Raw genomic sequence first — 14,797 nt, 5'->3', positions numbered from 1 at the left:
GCTTGTTTTCGCTGCCAAGTTGCGGTTTAATAAAGGTGAAAGGAGGAAGTTATGAAAGTTAAGCTAAGAATCGATTCTCAAGTCACCGAAGACTCCGTCAGCATTGAGGCTCGCCTCATGACAGAAACTATTCAGGAATTGGTCCACTTTGCTCAACATCTAGGCAAAGAGGACAAGATTCATGTCAAGAAAGAGGACGACATCTATCTGCTGGATGCTAAAGAAATCCACCGAATCTATACAGAAAATCGTCATATTCAGGTCCGAACGGCAAAAGACAGCTATCGAGCTCAACAAGCTCTTTATCAATTGCTGCAGGTCCTGCCAGACTATTTCCTGCAGATTTCTCAATCGGAGATTATCAACAGCCGGCAAATCAGCCACCTCAAGCTGACTCCAAATGGTCTGATTCAAATATTTCTGAAAAACGGCGATCAGACTTACTCGTCCCGCCGTTATCTCAAATCTATCAAAGAAAGGTTGCAATTATGAAAACTCGTCTTAAAGAACTCTTTTTCGGAGGGATTGGAGGGATTTTCATTGGTCTCTTCTTCTCCATGATTGTTTCTTATTTTTACAATCCAGCTTATCTACCGCTGCACCCTCGCTCTCCTATTGGCCACTTCTTTTTGAGCCAGCATTTCCATGTTTCTCTCATCATGCTCTACTGCCTACTTATCTGGTTTATCATGGGAGCTATTTTCAGATGGAGCGGAAGCTTCTTCCAAAGAGACTGGAGCATCCTGCGCTCCATCGTTAGCCACTATGGTGTGATGATTCTGACCTTTGCACTTTTGGCTAATCTAGCTGGATTTTTCCCAAGAGAAAAAATATTCAGCCTGACACTGACTGCCGTCGGGGAATTCACCCTTATCTATCTAATCATTTCAGGCGTCATCTATTACCACACCTACCGTAAAATTCAAAAAATCAATAGCGGCTTGTCTAGCAAATCGTGAGAAATAAAAAGAGCAGACTTGAGGCATTAACAAGTCTGTTCTTTGTTTTTACAACTTCTTCTTGAGCTCGGCCACCGCCGCCATGACTTCCAGGGGAGTCATATTGTAGATGTCCAAGTCTCGTAGTTCAATCAGGACCGGATTTTCCGTTCCTTCTGCAAAAAGAGACATCTGCTCCGCCACTTGCGACCGTGTTTGTCTAGATTCAGCAGGAAGCTCTGAGCCTAGTCCTTTATCCTGACTCTCCAAATGACTCAAAATGTTATCCGCCCGCTCCAGTAATTCCTCAGGAAGTCCGGCGATTTTAGCCACATGGATTCCGTAGGACTTGTCAGCCGGACCTAGCTCAATCTTATGCAGGAAAGTCACCTGTCCGTCCTTTTCCAAGGTTGCCACATGGACATTTTCCAAATGCTCCAAGCTATTCTCTAAAGCTGTCAGCTCATGATAGTGGGTGGCAAAGAGGGTCTTAGCTCCAGTATAATGATGAATATGCTCGATAATAGCCTGAGCCAGCGCCATCCCATCGTAAGTCGCCGTCCCGCGCCCCAGCTCATCAAAGAGAATGAGCGAACGCTCGCTGGCCTGCCGAATGGCCCGATTGGCCTCCATCATCTCCACCATAAAGGTGGACTGGCCGGACACCAGATCATCCGCCGCACCGATGCGAGTGAAAATCGCATCAAATATTGGCAGACTGGCAGACTGAGCGGGCACATAAGAGCCCATCTGTGCCATAATAACGATGATAGCCAGCTGGCGCATATAAGTTGATTTCCCGCTCATATTAGGCCCGGTAATCAGCTGGATGTCCGTTTCCTGGTCCAGCAGAATACTATTTGGAATGTAGCTTTGGGCACCCATGACCTTTTCCACAACAGCATGCCGGCCTTTTTCAATCTCCAGACGGCGCTCCACAGTAAAGACGGGACGCACTAGATGCTGTTGCTCTGCTACCGCAGCAAAACTCTGCAGGACATCTACAGCTGCCAGCGTTTGTGCCAAGGCCTGCAAGCGCTGGATGTATTTGCCAGCTTCCTCGCGAATCCGCATGAAAATCTCGTATTCCAAATTAGCAGATTTTTCACGCGCCTCCAGCATCTCTCCCTCAATCCGGGCCAGCTCTTCCGTTCCGAAACGCTCAGAATTTTTCAGGGTCGCCTTGCGGAAGAAATGACTAGGCACATGAGCCAGCTGAGAATTGGTCACATGGAAATAGTAACCATCTTTTTTGTTGTAATCAATCTTCAGATTGCTGATGCCGCTGTTGGCACGTTCTTTGACTTCCAGCTCTGCAATCCATCCGGTTCCCTCCCTCAGCACAAGCCGATACTGATCCAAGGTCTCATCAAAACCAGTCCGAATAATATTGCCCTCGGTGATGATATGGGGTGCATCCGGCGAAATAGCTGAGCTAATCAAGCCCGCCAACTCTGGAATAGGATCCAAGCCCTCAATCAAACGAGCTAGATGCGGGCTGCCGATTCCTTGCAAGATAGCCTTAATCTGAGGCACATTGCCCAATGTAGCTGCCAACTGCAGCAGATCCTTGGGATTGGTCTTGCCAAAAGATACCCGACTAGCCAGCCGCTCGATATCATAGACTCCCTTGAGGCTCTCCGTCAAATCACTCCGCTCAAAGAAATGATCCAGAAAAACCTCGACGACATTCTGCCGCTGGCTAATTCGCGCTTCATCAATCAGCGGCCGCTGGATCCAAGAGCGCAGCATGCGGCCCCCCATGGCCGTCTTAGTCTCGTCCATCAGCCAATAAAGACTGCCGTGCTTCTTGCCCGAACGAGCATTTTCTGTCAAATCCAGACTTGCCTTGGTGGCATAGTCCATTTGCAGAAAGTCCTTGATTTCATAATGCTGAGCCTTCTTCAAATGGCTGAGCTCCCTCATCTGAGTCCGGTGCACATACTCAAGCAATTTCCCCGCTGCCTGACGTTCCATAGGAGACAGCTCCTCGCCCAGCAGCTGGACATCGTCCAAGGCCGTCTGTACATAGGACAGTAAAAGATTCATCTGTCCAGCCAAGACCTGCTCCTCAACTTCTGGCAAGGCATAGCCCAGCACCACTTCCCTAGCTTTCAAATTGCGGATTTCCCCGCAGACCAAGACAAAGTCCTCTAGACTGGTCACCTGAAACTCACCGGTCACCAAGTCCATATAAGCCAGACCATAGAGGCCGTCTGAGTAATCCAGAGCCACCAGAAAGTTATTCGCAGAGTCCGGCTTACTGGAATCCACTACCGTTCCCGGTGTGATAACCTGAACCACCTCCCGCTTGACAACTCCCTTGGCTTCCTTGGGATCTTCCATCTGCTCCGCAATCGCCACCTTATAGCCTGACTCAACCAAAACATCAATATACTGCTGAGCCGAATGATAGGGAACTCCAGCCATGGGAATGGGATTTTCTGCATTTTTATTGCGGCTGGTGAGAGAAATCTCTAAAATCTGAGCGGCATTGACCGCATCATCATAAAACAACTCATAGAAATCCCCCATCCGAAAAAGCAAGAATGCATCTGGATAGTCCTTTTTGATATCCAAATACTGCTGCATGCCCGGCGATAACTTTTCTACTGCCATCTCTATCCTTTCTAAAAACAAACGAGGTCAGGACATCCGTCTCAAACCTCTCCATTTTTCCTGAAAAAACTGTGATTCTTACATCACTTCCTGTATTTGCTCCTCAATCTCCTGAGCCGCTGCCTGATCCCGGCAAACTACTAAAAGAGTATTGGCACCCGCAACGGTTCCCAGAATACGGCTATCAAACGAGTTATCCACGACATTGGCCAGCACTGTTGCCTCTCCCAGGCCCGTACGAAGAACCAGACTAAACTCTGCCCTGGCCACACTCTCCACATGCTTGGCTAAAAACTCTATAAAATCAATCTCTTCAGTCTCATGCGCCAAAACATAATAAGTCAGCCCCTTCTTCTTAACCTTGGTCAGGCCGATTTCACGAAGGTCACGCGACAGGGTAGTCTGCGTTACATAAATCCCTTGCGCTTCCAGACGATCCTGAATCTCCTTTTGCGTTCCTAGCTTTTCCTCCTTAATCATCGTTTTGACTAACTGATGACGGTCATTCTTTCTCATTTTTACCTCATTATTGAATATTTAGAAGCTGCATTCATGAAGAATACTCCATCCGATGAAAGACTGCTTCTCCATCAATCTAGGCAAAGATTTGCAGGAATACTGAGAATAAACAAAAAACTTTAACCAAGAGTAACAGAGAAGGAAGCATTTAGATGAAAAGGCCATCTATAAATACAGGTTCTTATCCCTCTTATTATATCAGAAAAATTCCTATTAGCCCAAAAATTATTCCCAAAAAAATTGAAGATTCCTTGAAAAATGTGATAAAATAATAACAAAAGACACAAAGGAGCAAATATGGATAACAAACAGTTGATTGCCGGCGAATTGGCCAAGGTTATTGACAGCCTTGATCAAGACGCTATTTTAAATTTATTGGAGCAGCCAAAGAGCTCTGAACTTGGCGATATCGCCTTCCCAGCCTTTTCTCTGGCAAAGACTGAGCGCAAAGCTCCTCAAATCATCGCTGCTGATATCGCTGAAAAGATTGACACAGCGCATTTTGATAAAGTCGTTGCGACTGGTCCTTATGTCAACTTTTTCCTCAGTAAGGCTGAAATTTCTGGCCAAGTCATCAAAGAAGTCATCAAAGACGGAGCTGATTATGGTCAGCAAAACGAAGGAAATAATCAGAATATCACCATTGACCTGTCCAGTCCAAACATTGCCAAGCCTTTCTCAGTCGGCCACTTGCGCTCTACTGTTATCGGTGACGCTCTTTCCAACATCTTCCGCAAGATTGGCTACAACACCATCAAAATCAACCACTTGGGAGACTGGGGCAAACAGTTTGGTCTCTTGATGGTAGCTTATAAGAAGTGGGGAAGCCAGGAAGCTGTTGAAGCTAACCCTATCGACGAGCTCCTCAAACTTTACGTGCGTATCAATGCCGAGATTGAAAACGACCCATCTCTGGATGAAGAAGGCCGCCTTTGGTTCAAGAAGCTGGAAGATGGCGACCCAGAAGCAACTGAGCTCTGGCAATGGTTCCGCGATGAAAGTCTGACAGAATTCAACCGTATCTACGAACTCCTAGGTGTCGAATTTGACAGCCTAAACGGTGAAGCCTTCTACAATGACAAGATGGACGAAGGGATTCAAATCCTTGAAGACAAGGGTCTCCTGCAGGAATCCAAAGGAGCTAGCATTGTAGACTTGGAAGACTTTAACCTTCCGCCTGCTATGATTAAAAAATCAGACGGCGCTACCCTCTACATTACACGGGATATCGCAACAGCCATCTACCGGGCTCGCACTTACAACTTTGTCAAAAATGTCTATGTTGTAGGTCAAGAGCAGGCCAACCACTTCAGACAGCTCAAGGCCGTTCTGAAAAAGATGGGCTTTGACTGGAGCGATGACATGATTCACGTTGACTTTGGTCTGGTGACTAAAAACCGTCAAAAGCTGTCTACACGTAAAGGAAATATCATCCTTCTCGAACCAACTCTGTTAGAAGCTATCAGCCGGGCTAAGAGCCAGATTGAAGCTAAAAACCCAGATTTGGAAGACAAGGAAGCTGTTGCTCGTGCAGTTGGGGTAGGAGCAGTTAAGTTCTACGACCTCAAAACTGACCGCCGCAATGGTTACGACTTTGATCTGGAAGCTATGGTTTCCTTCGAGGGAGAAACAGGCCCTTACATCCAGTATGCCTATGCTCGTATCCAGTCTATCCTGCGCAAGGCGAACTTCCAGCCAGATGCAGAGGCTACATACAGCCTGAACGATCCAGAAAGCTGGGAAATTATCAAGCTGCTTCAAGACTTCGGTCGCGTTGTCAAGCGTGCTGCTGATAACTATGAGCCATCACTGATTGCCAAATACGCTATTAGCTTGGCTCAAGCCTTTAACAAATATTATGCGCACACGCGGATTCTGGATGAAAGCCCTGAACGCGACAGCCGTCTGGCTCTCAGCTACTCAACAGCTGTTGTCCTCAAAGAAGCTCTACGTCTGCTAGGAGTAGAAGCGCCAGAAAAGATGTAAGCTTAATTTAGAACATCAAAAAACGAAAACCTCACTGGTTTTCGTTTTTTTCAATATGATAGAGCTCCTCAATAATCCCCGCAACCTTCTTAATGTCTCCCAACATGCCGCGCATTTCAAAATCAGCCAAAACCGGAAATCCGAACCGCTCTGAGTATTGCTTGGCTGTCAGACAGTATTGGTTGTTAAAGTTACGATTGCCGCTGCCAATGACCCCCAGACACTTGCTGGCATTCTGACCATAGGCGATAAAATCCCCTACATCGGTTGTCAGAATTTCTACATCGCCATTGTCCACACCATTGCCACCCTCCAGATAAGTCGGCAGAAAAGCGATAAAAGGATTGTCCATTTCAAAAAAGGGAATTCCTTCCTTTACCAGGTCTTTGATATGAATCTTCTCTACTTCTAGGCTTGGATGCTGCTCCAGCAAATAGTCTGTCAGCCGACGGACGAAACTCTCTGTATTGCCGCTCAGGCTGATGTAAACCAAGGAAACCTTTGTCATTTTACTCTCCATTCTAAAAAATAACAGATATTGCTTCTTAAAATTGTAAGCACTTATCTGTTATTTGTCAAATCTTATTCGTTTGCAGCTAGTTCTGCTTTTTCAGCCTCTTTTTGCTGCTGGATTAGCTTAAAGACGACGATGGAAAGATAAATTAAACTGATAATAAAGCCCAGCACTGTTCCTAAAAGAAGACTGTTTGAATGCGTTGCAATGTTCTCAGGGCTTGTAAATACCTTGCCAACAATCCCTTTCGATGAAATATAGACGTAAACTTGAGATAACAAACTGACTAGTATATAAACGATATAGCTAATATTAGCCATCTGCAGATTTTTTCTAACCAAAAAGACGATAGATGCTATTAACAGAGCCGTCATAACGAAAAAAATCAGCATATTCATTCCATTACGAAGAAATTCAAAATAAAGTCTATTAAACTGATTTGTCTGATCGCTCAATTCTTTTGAGAAATTTATTTTTGTATAATCTACCTCAGAAAACTTGGAGAAAAAACGACTCCATACTCCCAGTAAAGTTCCGATTGCTGACAAGCCCAGCAAAACATAAAGATAAATTGGTTTCTTTTTCATGAACGCCTCCTGTAAAGAAATATTTTCACTTATTATACACCGAAAAGAAAAAGCTGACAAGACCGAGAGGTTTTCACCTTGCCAGAAGCCCACACAATAGCTAAATCCTTATTCATTTCTTCGACTAAAAAATCAAAGCCGAAACACTGCTGTCTCGGCTTTTGTTTTGATTTAAAGAATATTAGCTATTCAAGTGCCATACTTCTTCTTCGTATTGAGCGATAGTACGGTCAGATGAGAAGAAACCAGCTTTGGCGATATTGACGATAACTTTGTCCATCCAAGCATCGCGGTCTTCATAGTCAGCCAGCATGCGCTCTTTGACTTGGATATAGTCTTCTAGATCCAGCAGGGTCATGAACCAGTCCTTGCTGATCAGTTCATTGTAAAGACGTTCCAAGCGTTCAGCTTTACCAACTGCCAATACTTCATCGCTGACGATAAAGTCAACCAATGGCTTGATAGCTTCACGTGCATAGTACTCACTAGATTTGTAAGCAGATTTTGCGTAGAGGTCAATAACAGTCTCAGAATCTTCACCGAAGATGTAGATGTTGTCTTCGCCAACCAACTCTGCAATCTCAACGTTTGCTCCGTCCATTGTACCAAGAGTCAAAGCACCGTTAAGCATGAACTTCATGTTACCAGTACCAGATGCTTCCTTAGAAGCCAGGGAAATCTGCTCAGAAATGTCACCAGCTGCAATCAAGAAGCTAGACGCTGTAACGTTGTAGTTTTCTACCATAACTACTTGCAGATGTGGAGCCACTTTAGGGTCATTAGCAATCACTTCTGACAAGCAAAGGATGAGGTGGATGATGTCCTGTGCAATCGTGTAAGCAGGAGCAGCCTTACCACCGAAGAAGACAGTGATTGGACGAGCAGGGATGTTGCCAGCCTTGATATCCAGATACTTGTGGATAACGTACAGAGCGTTCATTTGTTGGCGCTTGTACTCATGCAGACGCTTGATTTGGATATCAAAGATAGATTCTGGATTGATTTCCACACCTTGGGCTTCCTTCAAGTGACGAGCCAATTTACGCTTGTTGTGAGCCTTGATACCTTCCAATTTTTCTTTAACATTTGCAGCACCAGTGAATTCCAACAAGCCTTCGAGCTTAGTTGCATCATGGTGCCAGTCGCGGCCCAGCAACTCATCTAGGTAATGAGATAGACGTGGGTTGGCATGCATGAGCCAGCGGCGGAAAGTAATTCCGTTGGTCTTGTTATTGAATTTTTCAGGGTAGATATCGTAGAAGGCTTTAAGCTCAGAGTTTTTCAGGATTTCTGTATGCAGAGCAGCAACCCCATTGACACTGTATCCGTAGTGGATATCCATGTGAGCCATGTGCACACGATCGTCCTCATCAATGATTTGCACTGCTGGATCTGCGTATTTAGCTTTCACGCGCTTGTCAAGCTCTTTGATGATTGGTACCAGATGCGGTACTACTTCTTTCAAGAATTCCAAAGGCCATTTTTCAAGAGCTTCTGCCAAAATCGTGTGATTCGTATAAGCAGTCATCTTCTGTACGATGGCAATTGCTTCATCCAAATCCAAACCACGCTCTGTCAAGAGACGAATCATTTCTGGGATAACCAGAGATGGGTGGGTATCATTGATTTGGATGACAGCGTAGTCTGCCAAATCATGCAGGTTGCTGCCTTTTTCAATCGCTTCGTCAATAATCAGCTGAGCACCATTTGAAACCATGAAATACTGTTGGAAGATACGGAGCAATTCCCCTTGCTTGTCACTATCATCTGGATAGAGGAAGAGGGTCAAGTTGCGAGCGATATCTGTCTTATCAAAGTCAATACCGTCTGTGATGATATCCGCATCCACTGAGTCCAAATCAAAGAGACGAAGACGGTTCTTAGTTTCTGTCTTGTAACCTGGCACATCAATATCATAAAGAGTAGATGTCAGGGTGAAGTGAGCAAATGGCACTTGGTAGCTGCGACTAGAGCGAACCAACCAGTTTTGCTCTGTCAGCCAGAAGTTAGGAATTGTGGTCTGTTCGTTGTTTTTCAAAACCTGTTGGAAGAGACCGAAGTGGTAGTTCAGTCCTACACCATCACCATTGAGACCAAGTGTCGCAATAGAGTCCAAGAAGCAGGCAGCCAGACGGCCCAAGCCTCCGTTACCCAGAGACGGCTCCAACTCAACTTCTTCTACTTCAATCAAGTCTTTACCAGCATCTGCCAACTCTTGCTTCACATCATCGTAAAGTCCAAGGTTGATCAAGTTGTTAGACAAAAGTTTACCAATCAGGAATTCAGCTGAAATGTAGTAAAGTTTTTTCTTACCAGTATTAACTGGCTTTTGAGCGCTGGCTAATTTAGTGTAGTTCAAAAGAGCCAGGTAGAGTTCTTCGTTGCTGCAATCAGCAAGATTTTTTGAATAAGTATTTTTGATATAAGTTTGTAAGTTTGACATGATTACTCCCTTCAAGTCTAATTAGCTGTTCTTTATTTGTTAATTAAATCGGTATTCATACGACGGTAAGTCTTAGTCAAGCTATAAAGCTCACCTTCGACGATTGGATTCAGCTCTTCAGCTGTCATCCGCCAAGTCCAGTTCCCACCAATTGTGGATGGATAGTTCATCCGTGCTGCACTGTCTAATTCCAGCAGGTCTTGCATGGTTGCAATGGCCATAAAGCTGACTGAAGCAAAGATTGTGCGCAGCATTGCATGAGGTACTGTTTCGTACTCCTTACGGTTGGTATACTGTGCCATGTACTGGCGAGTAGCGTCGTCAATCTCATCCTTGTACCAGCCCAAAACAGTATTGTTATCATGGGTTCCTGTATACATGACTGAGTTGTTTGGCGCCAGATGCGGGCTGTCGATGCTTTCATCATCAGGATTGAAGGCGAATTGCAAGATCTTCATTCCTGGGAAACCAGTGCGCTCACGCAGCTCGATCACTTCATCCGTCATAAAGCCTAGGTCTTCTGCGATGATATTCAAATCACCCAAGGCTTCCTTAACTGCTGCAAAGAGCTTGTAGTCTGGACCTTTGACCCACTTACCAGAAGCAGATGTTTCTGAGCCAGCAGGTACTTCCCAGTAAGACTCAAAGCCGCGGAAGTGGTCGATACGGACAATATCGTAAATCTTGAAGCTTTCACGCAGGCGCTCAATCCACCAAGCATAACCATCCTTATCCATAGCTTCCCAGTCATAGATAGGATTGCCCCAAAGCTGGCCAGTTTCTGAAAATTCATCTGGCGGGCAGCCTGCCACACAGGTCGGCTTGCCAACAGCATCTGTCTTAAAGAAGTGCGGCTGTGCCCACACATCAGCACTATCAGCTGCCACATAGATTGGCATATCGCCGACAATCTCGATGTGATGTTCATTAGCATAGGCTTTTAATCTTAGCCACTGCTTAAAAAAGAGATACTGGGTCACACGATGGTAGGTCAGCTTGTCAGCCAGCTTCTCACGATAAGAAGCGAGACTAGCAGCCTCACGGCGACGGATGGCTTCATCCGGCCACTCTGTCCAAGCTAGATTATCAAAATGCTCCTTGATAGCCATGTACTCAGCGAAAACTTCCAACCAAGCTGCATTTTGCTCTACAAAGCTCTCATAGTCAGACAGATCGTCTGCTTTCAAGAAGCGAGCTACTGCTTTTTCCATGATTGGACGGCGAGCATCAAAAATCTTTGCATAATCCACTTTTCTAGGATCATCTCCAAAATCAGCTCCCTTAACATCCGCCTCATCCAGCAAACCTTCTTCTATCAGAATATCAAAATCGATAAAGTAGGTATTCCCCGCAAAAGCAGAGAAAGACTGATATGGAGAATCACCATAACTGGTAGTTCCCAGTGGCAAAATCTGCCAATAGCGCTGCTTGGTGCGAACCAAGAAGTCTACAAAATCATAAGCACTTTGGCCAAAAGATCCGATACCGTACTTGCCCGGAAGGGATGAAATGTGCATGAGCACGCCGCTTTGACGTTTTTTCATTTTGTCACCTCGTTATTTTTCCTCTACGCCTTTTCATTTTTACTTAATGCAAACGTTTGCGTCGACTTGATTATAACCTATTTTTTTTCTTAGTGCAAGGGGTTTTTGATATTTTTTTCAATTTATTGGTTAATGGATATAATGCTCTTTTAGGACTCTCCTACAGCCCCAATTATTTGCCGTTTTTCTCTTCTTGCAAGCGTTCTCTTTTTGTGTTAAAATGTTCTTACAAACAGAAAACGTTTGCGTTTACTGAGAAACTGCTTTATACTTGCTTTTTCAACCATAATAGTTAGGCAATATAACTGGTTATAATAGCCATTTTGGGCAGAGGTTTGCATGACTCATAGAAAGCAAGTGCTTCTACTACTAGATTTAAAATAGTTGATGATATATCAAGGATTTCCAGCAAATGCAGGCCTTTAGGAGGTTTTTATGCGAGTTACTATCAAAGAAGTCGCAAAACTAGCAGGCGTGTCGCCCTCTACTGTGACCCGCGTTGTACAAAACAAATCAACCATCAGTGAAGAAACCAAAAAACGGGTCCGTGCTGCTATGAAGGAACTGGACTATCATCCCAATCTCAATGCCAGAAGTCTGGTCAGCCAATCCAGCCAGGTCATCGGCTTGGTCCTACCGGACGACTCAGATGTCTTCTATCAAAACCCTTTCTTCCCAACTGTATTGCGGGGGATTTCTCAGATTGCTTCTGACTATGACTATGCCATCCAGATCAGCACGGGGCAAGACGAAGAACATCGCTTGGAAAATATGAAGCAGATGATTTTGGGCAAGCGAGTTGACGGACTGATTTTCCTTTACTCCAAGCAGGACGATCCTTTGGTCGACTTTGCAGTCAGAAACAACTTCCCCTTCCTCATCCTAGGGAAAGCTGTCTCACCTTTTATCTCTCTGGTGGACAATGACAATATCAAGGCCGGCTATGACGCGGCCAGATATTTCCTTGACAAGGGCTATCAGAAAATTGCCTTTCTAGCTGGGAATAAAGAGCTGGTCGTTTCCCAGGATCGTTACACAGGCTACAAGCAAGCCCTGAATGAAGCAGAACGACCTTTAGATGAACGCATTATCAAATTTGCCTTCGGCTTCCTTTTGGAAGACAATAGTTACAAGATTATGGAGGAGCTGCCGCTGGACGAGATTGAAGCCATCGTGACCTCTGATACCTTGGTAGCAGAAGGAGCCCTGCACTATCTCAAAGATCAGGACTACCAGATTCCCATTATCACCTTTGATTCTCTCAAACCGCGCATTGATGTGGATGCCTATATCGATATCAATGCCCTCGAGCTTGGGAAAGAGTCTTTCCGGACCCTCTTCCAAATCATCAAGGACAATAAAGAAGACAAGCAAATCTGCTATCGCCAGTTGATCCCGCATAGCATCAGCACTCGCTAATCCGAGTGCTTTTGCTCATTTATCAACGATTCACATATCGGCCTTTTCCTAAACCAGAGAAGAGCCTGAACTTAAAAGCAATTACCCGAAGAGAAACTGACAAAGAAAGAGGAAAAACATGGCCTTTCGTATTTTTCAAGCCTATTTAGATGACGAAAACATCATCACCATCGAACTGGAAAAGAACTTTGATGCCTATTCCATCCACTTTACACTGGAAGACAAGCACAGCTCCAGCCCCTTAACTATCAAAAATATCAACAATCAGGAAGAGCGAATTATCTACACCGTGTCGGCTAATGAGCCCATTGACCTGACGCAGTCCTACAAGGTCTATGACCAGGACCGCAACCATACCGACCTTCAGTACCGCCATATCGTGAAAAAGCCTATTTTCGATGAGATTTTTGACTATGCAGGTGACGATTTGGGAGCTCAATACAGTCCCCAAGCCACCGATTTCAAACTCTGGGCGCCGATTTCCGAAAAAGTCCTCCTGCATCTGAAAGACCAGGTTCACCATCTCAAACGTCTGGATAGGGGAGTCTGGCATACTCGGATTGAAGGAGATTTAGAGGGAGCCTCCTATTCTTATCTCCATAAGATCAATGGCAAGTGGATTGAAGTCCATGATCCCTACGCCCTATCCTCAGATGTCAATTCGGGAAACAGCTATGTCATCGATCTAGACAAGATTAAAAAGCCTATCAAACGAGCAAAAACACAGCTGAATCCGACAGAAGCCGTCATTTATGAAATGAGCGTCCGCGATTTCTCTATGCAGAAAGAAGCTGGTTTCTCCTATCCTGGGAAGTTTGCCTCGCTGAGCGAATCTCCAGTCGTCCACGGCCAGAAGTTCGGTCTGGACTATCTGAAAGAGCTAGGTATCAGCCACGTGCAGCTTCTGCCTGTCTACGATTTTGGCAGCGTTGATGAAAAGCATCCTGAACTCGTCTACAACTGGGGCTACGATCCTGTCCAGTACAATGTCCCAGACGGCAGTTTTGCCAGCGACCCACGAGACCCCTATGCCCGTATCATAGAGCTGCAGGCGGCCATTACTGCCTTCCACAATGCTGATATCAGCGTCATCATGGACGTGGTCTACAATCATGTCTATGATGCCAACAGCTATGCTTTTGAAAAAATTGTGCCCGGCTATTTTTTCCGACTCAATGACATGGGCTACCGGACCAACGGGACTTTCTGCGGCAATGATGTAGCCAGTGAGAAGGCCATGGCCCGCCGTTATATCAAGCAATCGGTCAAGCAATGGGTCAGTCTCTATGGCTTTGACGGTTTCCGCTTTGATCTAATGGGGATTTTAGATATCCAAACCATGCAGCAGATAGCTGACGAACTCAAGGCGCTCTACCCTAACATCTATCTCTATGGTGAAGGCTGGCAGATGGATACTGGACTGGCAAGTGAGCGATTGGCCCATCAGTACAATGCTGCCCAACTGCCAGATTATGGATTTTTCAGTGACCATTTCCGAGACAGCCTAAAGCAGACCATCGCCCAAGGTCGGCAAATCGAGAGCAAGACTCCTGCCAGTCAGCTTGAAAATGTCCTGACAGCCAATGTCGGACTAAAAGGCGAGACCCACTTCACTGCGCCCCAGCAGGCTATTAATTATGTCGAGTGCCATGACAATGCAACGGTTTTTGATTACTTTGACATCGTCAACCCTGCTATCACCCTGCGGGATCGGCTGGCCAATTCGCGGTTGGCTCTCCATCTCGTCCTGCTGGCTCAAGGTGTTCCCTTTATCCACAGCGGTCAGGAATTTTTCCGGACTAAAAATCTGATTGACAACACCTACAATATGCCTGACGAAATCAATAAACTAGACTGGCTACGCTCCCTGCATTACACAGAGGATATTGCTTTTGTTAAACAGCTGATTGCTTTTCGCAGAGCACATCCGCTGCTGCATCTAAAGACTAGCGCCGCCATCAAGCAAGCCTGTCAGGTCAATTGGCTGACAGACAGTTTATTGGAGTACAAGATTCAAGACAGCAAAGAAAGTATGACAATCGTCATCAACTTTGGCAACCAAGAGGCTGTCTATGAAAACAAAAACAAGCAAAGATTACATCTCAAGTATCCAGCCATTGATGCCCAAAAACCAATCGCACCACTAGCTGACAGTTACAGCCTAGCTGGCAAGCAGTTGATTGTGTTAAAATAGATTATAAAACATCAGCCAATGAATAAGCTGATGT

General features: G+C 45.3%; 11 protein-coding genes. 5 read left to right on the top strand and 6 right to left on the bottom strand.

What is annotated here, in order from left to right:
• Nucleotides 1-51: 51 nt before the first annotated feature.
• Both RYK49_RS06055 and RYK49_RS06050 read left to right on the top strand, forming a co-directional pair.
• Nucleotides 52-492: a LytTR family DNA-binding domain-containing protein gene (locus tag RYK49_RS06055; RefSeq protein ID WP_314865209.1), complete on the top strand. Its 441-nt coding sequence runs from the start codon at nucleotides 52-54 to the stop codon at nucleotides 490-492.
• Nucleotides 489-959 (top strand): DUF3021 family protein, encoded by a 471-nt coding sequence (locus RYK49_RS06050; protein WP_314865208.1) that lies wholly within the window; start codon nucleotides 489-491, stop codon nucleotides 957-959. The genes RYK49_RS06055 and RYK49_RS06050 overlap by 4 nt, the downstream gene beginning before the upstream one ends.
• Nucleotides 960-1,007: 48 nt before the next feature.
• Here RYK49_RS06050 and mutS read toward each other — a convergent pair whose 3' ends face one another.
• Together mutS and argR are read right to left on the bottom strand one after the other, a co-directional pair.
• Nucleotides 1,008-3,557 carry a DNA mismatch repair protein MutS gene (gene mutS / locus RYK49_RS06045; protein ID WP_314865207.1) on the bottom strand — a complete coding sequence of 850 codons (2,550 nt, stop codon included), beginning with the start codon at nucleotides 3,555-3,557 and terminating at the stop codon, nucleotides 1,008-1,010.
• A 78-nt stretch (nucleotides 3,558-3,635) separates the two neighbouring features.
• Entirely contained in the window at nucleotides 3,636-4,073 is a 438-nt protein-coding gene (gene argR / locus RYK49_RS06040; protein WP_002894105.1) for an arginine repressor, read from the bottom strand.
• A gap of 300 nt (nucleotides 4,074-4,373) precedes the next feature.
• Between argR and argS the strand changes: the two genes are divergently transcribed.
• Nucleotides 4,374-6,062: an arginine--tRNA ligase gene (gene argS, locus RYK49_RS06035; protein WP_048773722.1), complete on the top strand. Its 1,689-nt coding sequence runs from the start codon at nucleotides 4,374-4,376 to the stop codon at nucleotides 6,060-6,062.
• A gap of 31 nt (nucleotides 6,063-6,093) precedes the next feature.
• Here the strand turns inward: argS and nrdI are convergent, their stop codons facing one another.
• From nrdI to malQ, 4 genes are all read right to left on the bottom strand, one after another.
• Nucleotides 6,094-6,582, bottom strand: a complete 489-nt coding sequence (gene nrdI, locus RYK49_RS06030; RefSeq protein ID WP_002908478.1) for a class Ib ribonucleoside-diphosphate reductase assembly flavoprotein NrdI — start codon at nucleotides 6,580-6,582, stop codon at nucleotides 6,094-6,096.
• Nucleotides 6,583-6,644: 62 nt separating this feature from the next.
• A complete protein-coding gene (locus tag RYK49_RS06025) occupies nucleotides 6,645-7,163 on the bottom strand; it encodes a hypothetical protein (protein WP_048773721.1) in 519 nt (172 codons plus the stop codon).
• A 181-nt stretch (nucleotides 7,164-7,344) separates the two neighbouring features.
• Nucleotides 7,345-9,606: a glycogen/starch/alpha-glucan family phosphorylase gene (gene glgP / locus RYK49_RS06020; protein ID WP_048773719.1), complete on the bottom strand. Its 2,262-nt coding sequence runs from the start codon at nucleotides 9,604-9,606 to the stop codon at nucleotides 7,345-7,347.
• A gap of 32 nt (nucleotides 9,607-9,638) precedes the next feature.
• Entirely contained in the window at nucleotides 9,639-11,150 is a 1,512-nt protein-coding gene (gene malQ, locus RYK49_RS06015) for a 4-alpha-glucanotransferase (protein ID WP_002926395.1), read from the bottom strand.
• A gap of 435 nt (nucleotides 11,151-11,585) precedes the next feature.
• On the opposite strand from malQ, the gene RYK49_RS06010 reads away from it, so the two are divergent.
• The gene (locus tag RYK49_RS06010; protein ID WP_314865206.1) at nucleotides 11,586-12,569 is read left to right on the top strand and encodes a LacI family DNA-binding transcriptional regulator; all 984 of its coding nucleotides are present in this window, start codon (nucleotides 11,586-11,588) and stop codon (nucleotides 12,567-12,569) included.
• 118 nt (nucleotides 12,570-12,687) lie between these two features.
• Nucleotides 12,688-14,763 carry a type I pullulanase gene (gene pulA / locus RYK49_RS06005; RefSeq protein WP_314865205.1) on the top strand — a complete coding sequence of 692 codons (2,076 nt, stop codon included), beginning with the start codon at nucleotides 12,688-12,690 and terminating at the stop codon, nucleotides 14,761-14,763.
• Nucleotides 14,764-14,797: the final 34 nt, after the last annotated feature.

The sequence above is a fragment of the uncultured Streptococcus sp. genome, from assembly GCF_963525625.1.
In the GTDB taxonomy this organism is placed as follows: domain Bacteria; phylum Bacillota; class Bacilli; order Lactobacillales; family Streptococcaceae; genus Streptococcus.
The sequence above is the reverse complement of the archived record's forward strand: the minus strand, read 5'-3'. Positions and strand labels throughout refer to the sequence as shown.

Excerpts from the sequence above, each read along its gene's own strand:
- pulA (WP_314865205.1), top strand. The coding sequence starts at position 12,688 with ATGGCCTTTCGTATTTTTCAAGCCTATTTAGATGACGAAAACATCATC.
- argR (WP_002894105.1), bottom strand. The coding sequence starts at position 4,073 with ATGAGAAAGAATGACCGTCATCAGTTAGTCAAAACGATGATTAAGGAG.
- RYK49_RS06050 (WP_314865208.1), top strand. The coding sequence starts at position 489 with ATGAAAACTCGTCTTAAAGAACTCTTTTTCGGAGGGATTGGAGGGATT.
- RYK49_RS06025 (WP_048773721.1), bottom strand. The coding sequence starts at position 7,163 with ATGAAAAAGAAACCAATTTATCTTTATGTTTTGCTGGGCTTGTCAGCA.
- glgP (WP_048773719.1), bottom strand. The coding sequence starts at position 9,606 with ATGTCAAACTTACAAACTTATATCAAAAATACTTATTCAAAAAATCTT.
- RYK49_RS06010 (WP_314865206.1), top strand. The coding sequence starts at position 11,586 with ATGCGAGTTACTATCAAAGAAGTCGCAAAACTAGCAGGCGTGTCGCCC.
- malQ (WP_002926395.1), bottom strand. The coding sequence starts at position 11,150 with ATGAAAAAACGTCAAAGCGGCGTGCTCATGCACATTTCATCCCTTCCG.
- nrdI (WP_002908478.1), bottom strand. The coding sequence starts at position 6,582 with ATGGAGAGTAAAATGACAAAGGTTTCCTTGGTTTACATCAGCCTGAGC.
- RYK49_RS06055 (WP_314865209.1), top strand. The coding sequence starts at position 52 with ATGAAAGTTAAGCTAAGAATCGATTCTCAAGTCACCGAAGACTCCGTC.
- mutS (WP_314865207.1), bottom strand. The coding sequence starts at position 3,557 with ATGGCAGTAGAAAAGTTATCGCCGGGCATGCAGCAGTATTTGGATATC.
- argS (WP_048773722.1), top strand. The coding sequence starts at position 4,374 with ATGGATAACAAACAGTTGATTGCCGGCGAATTGGCCAAGGTTATTGAC.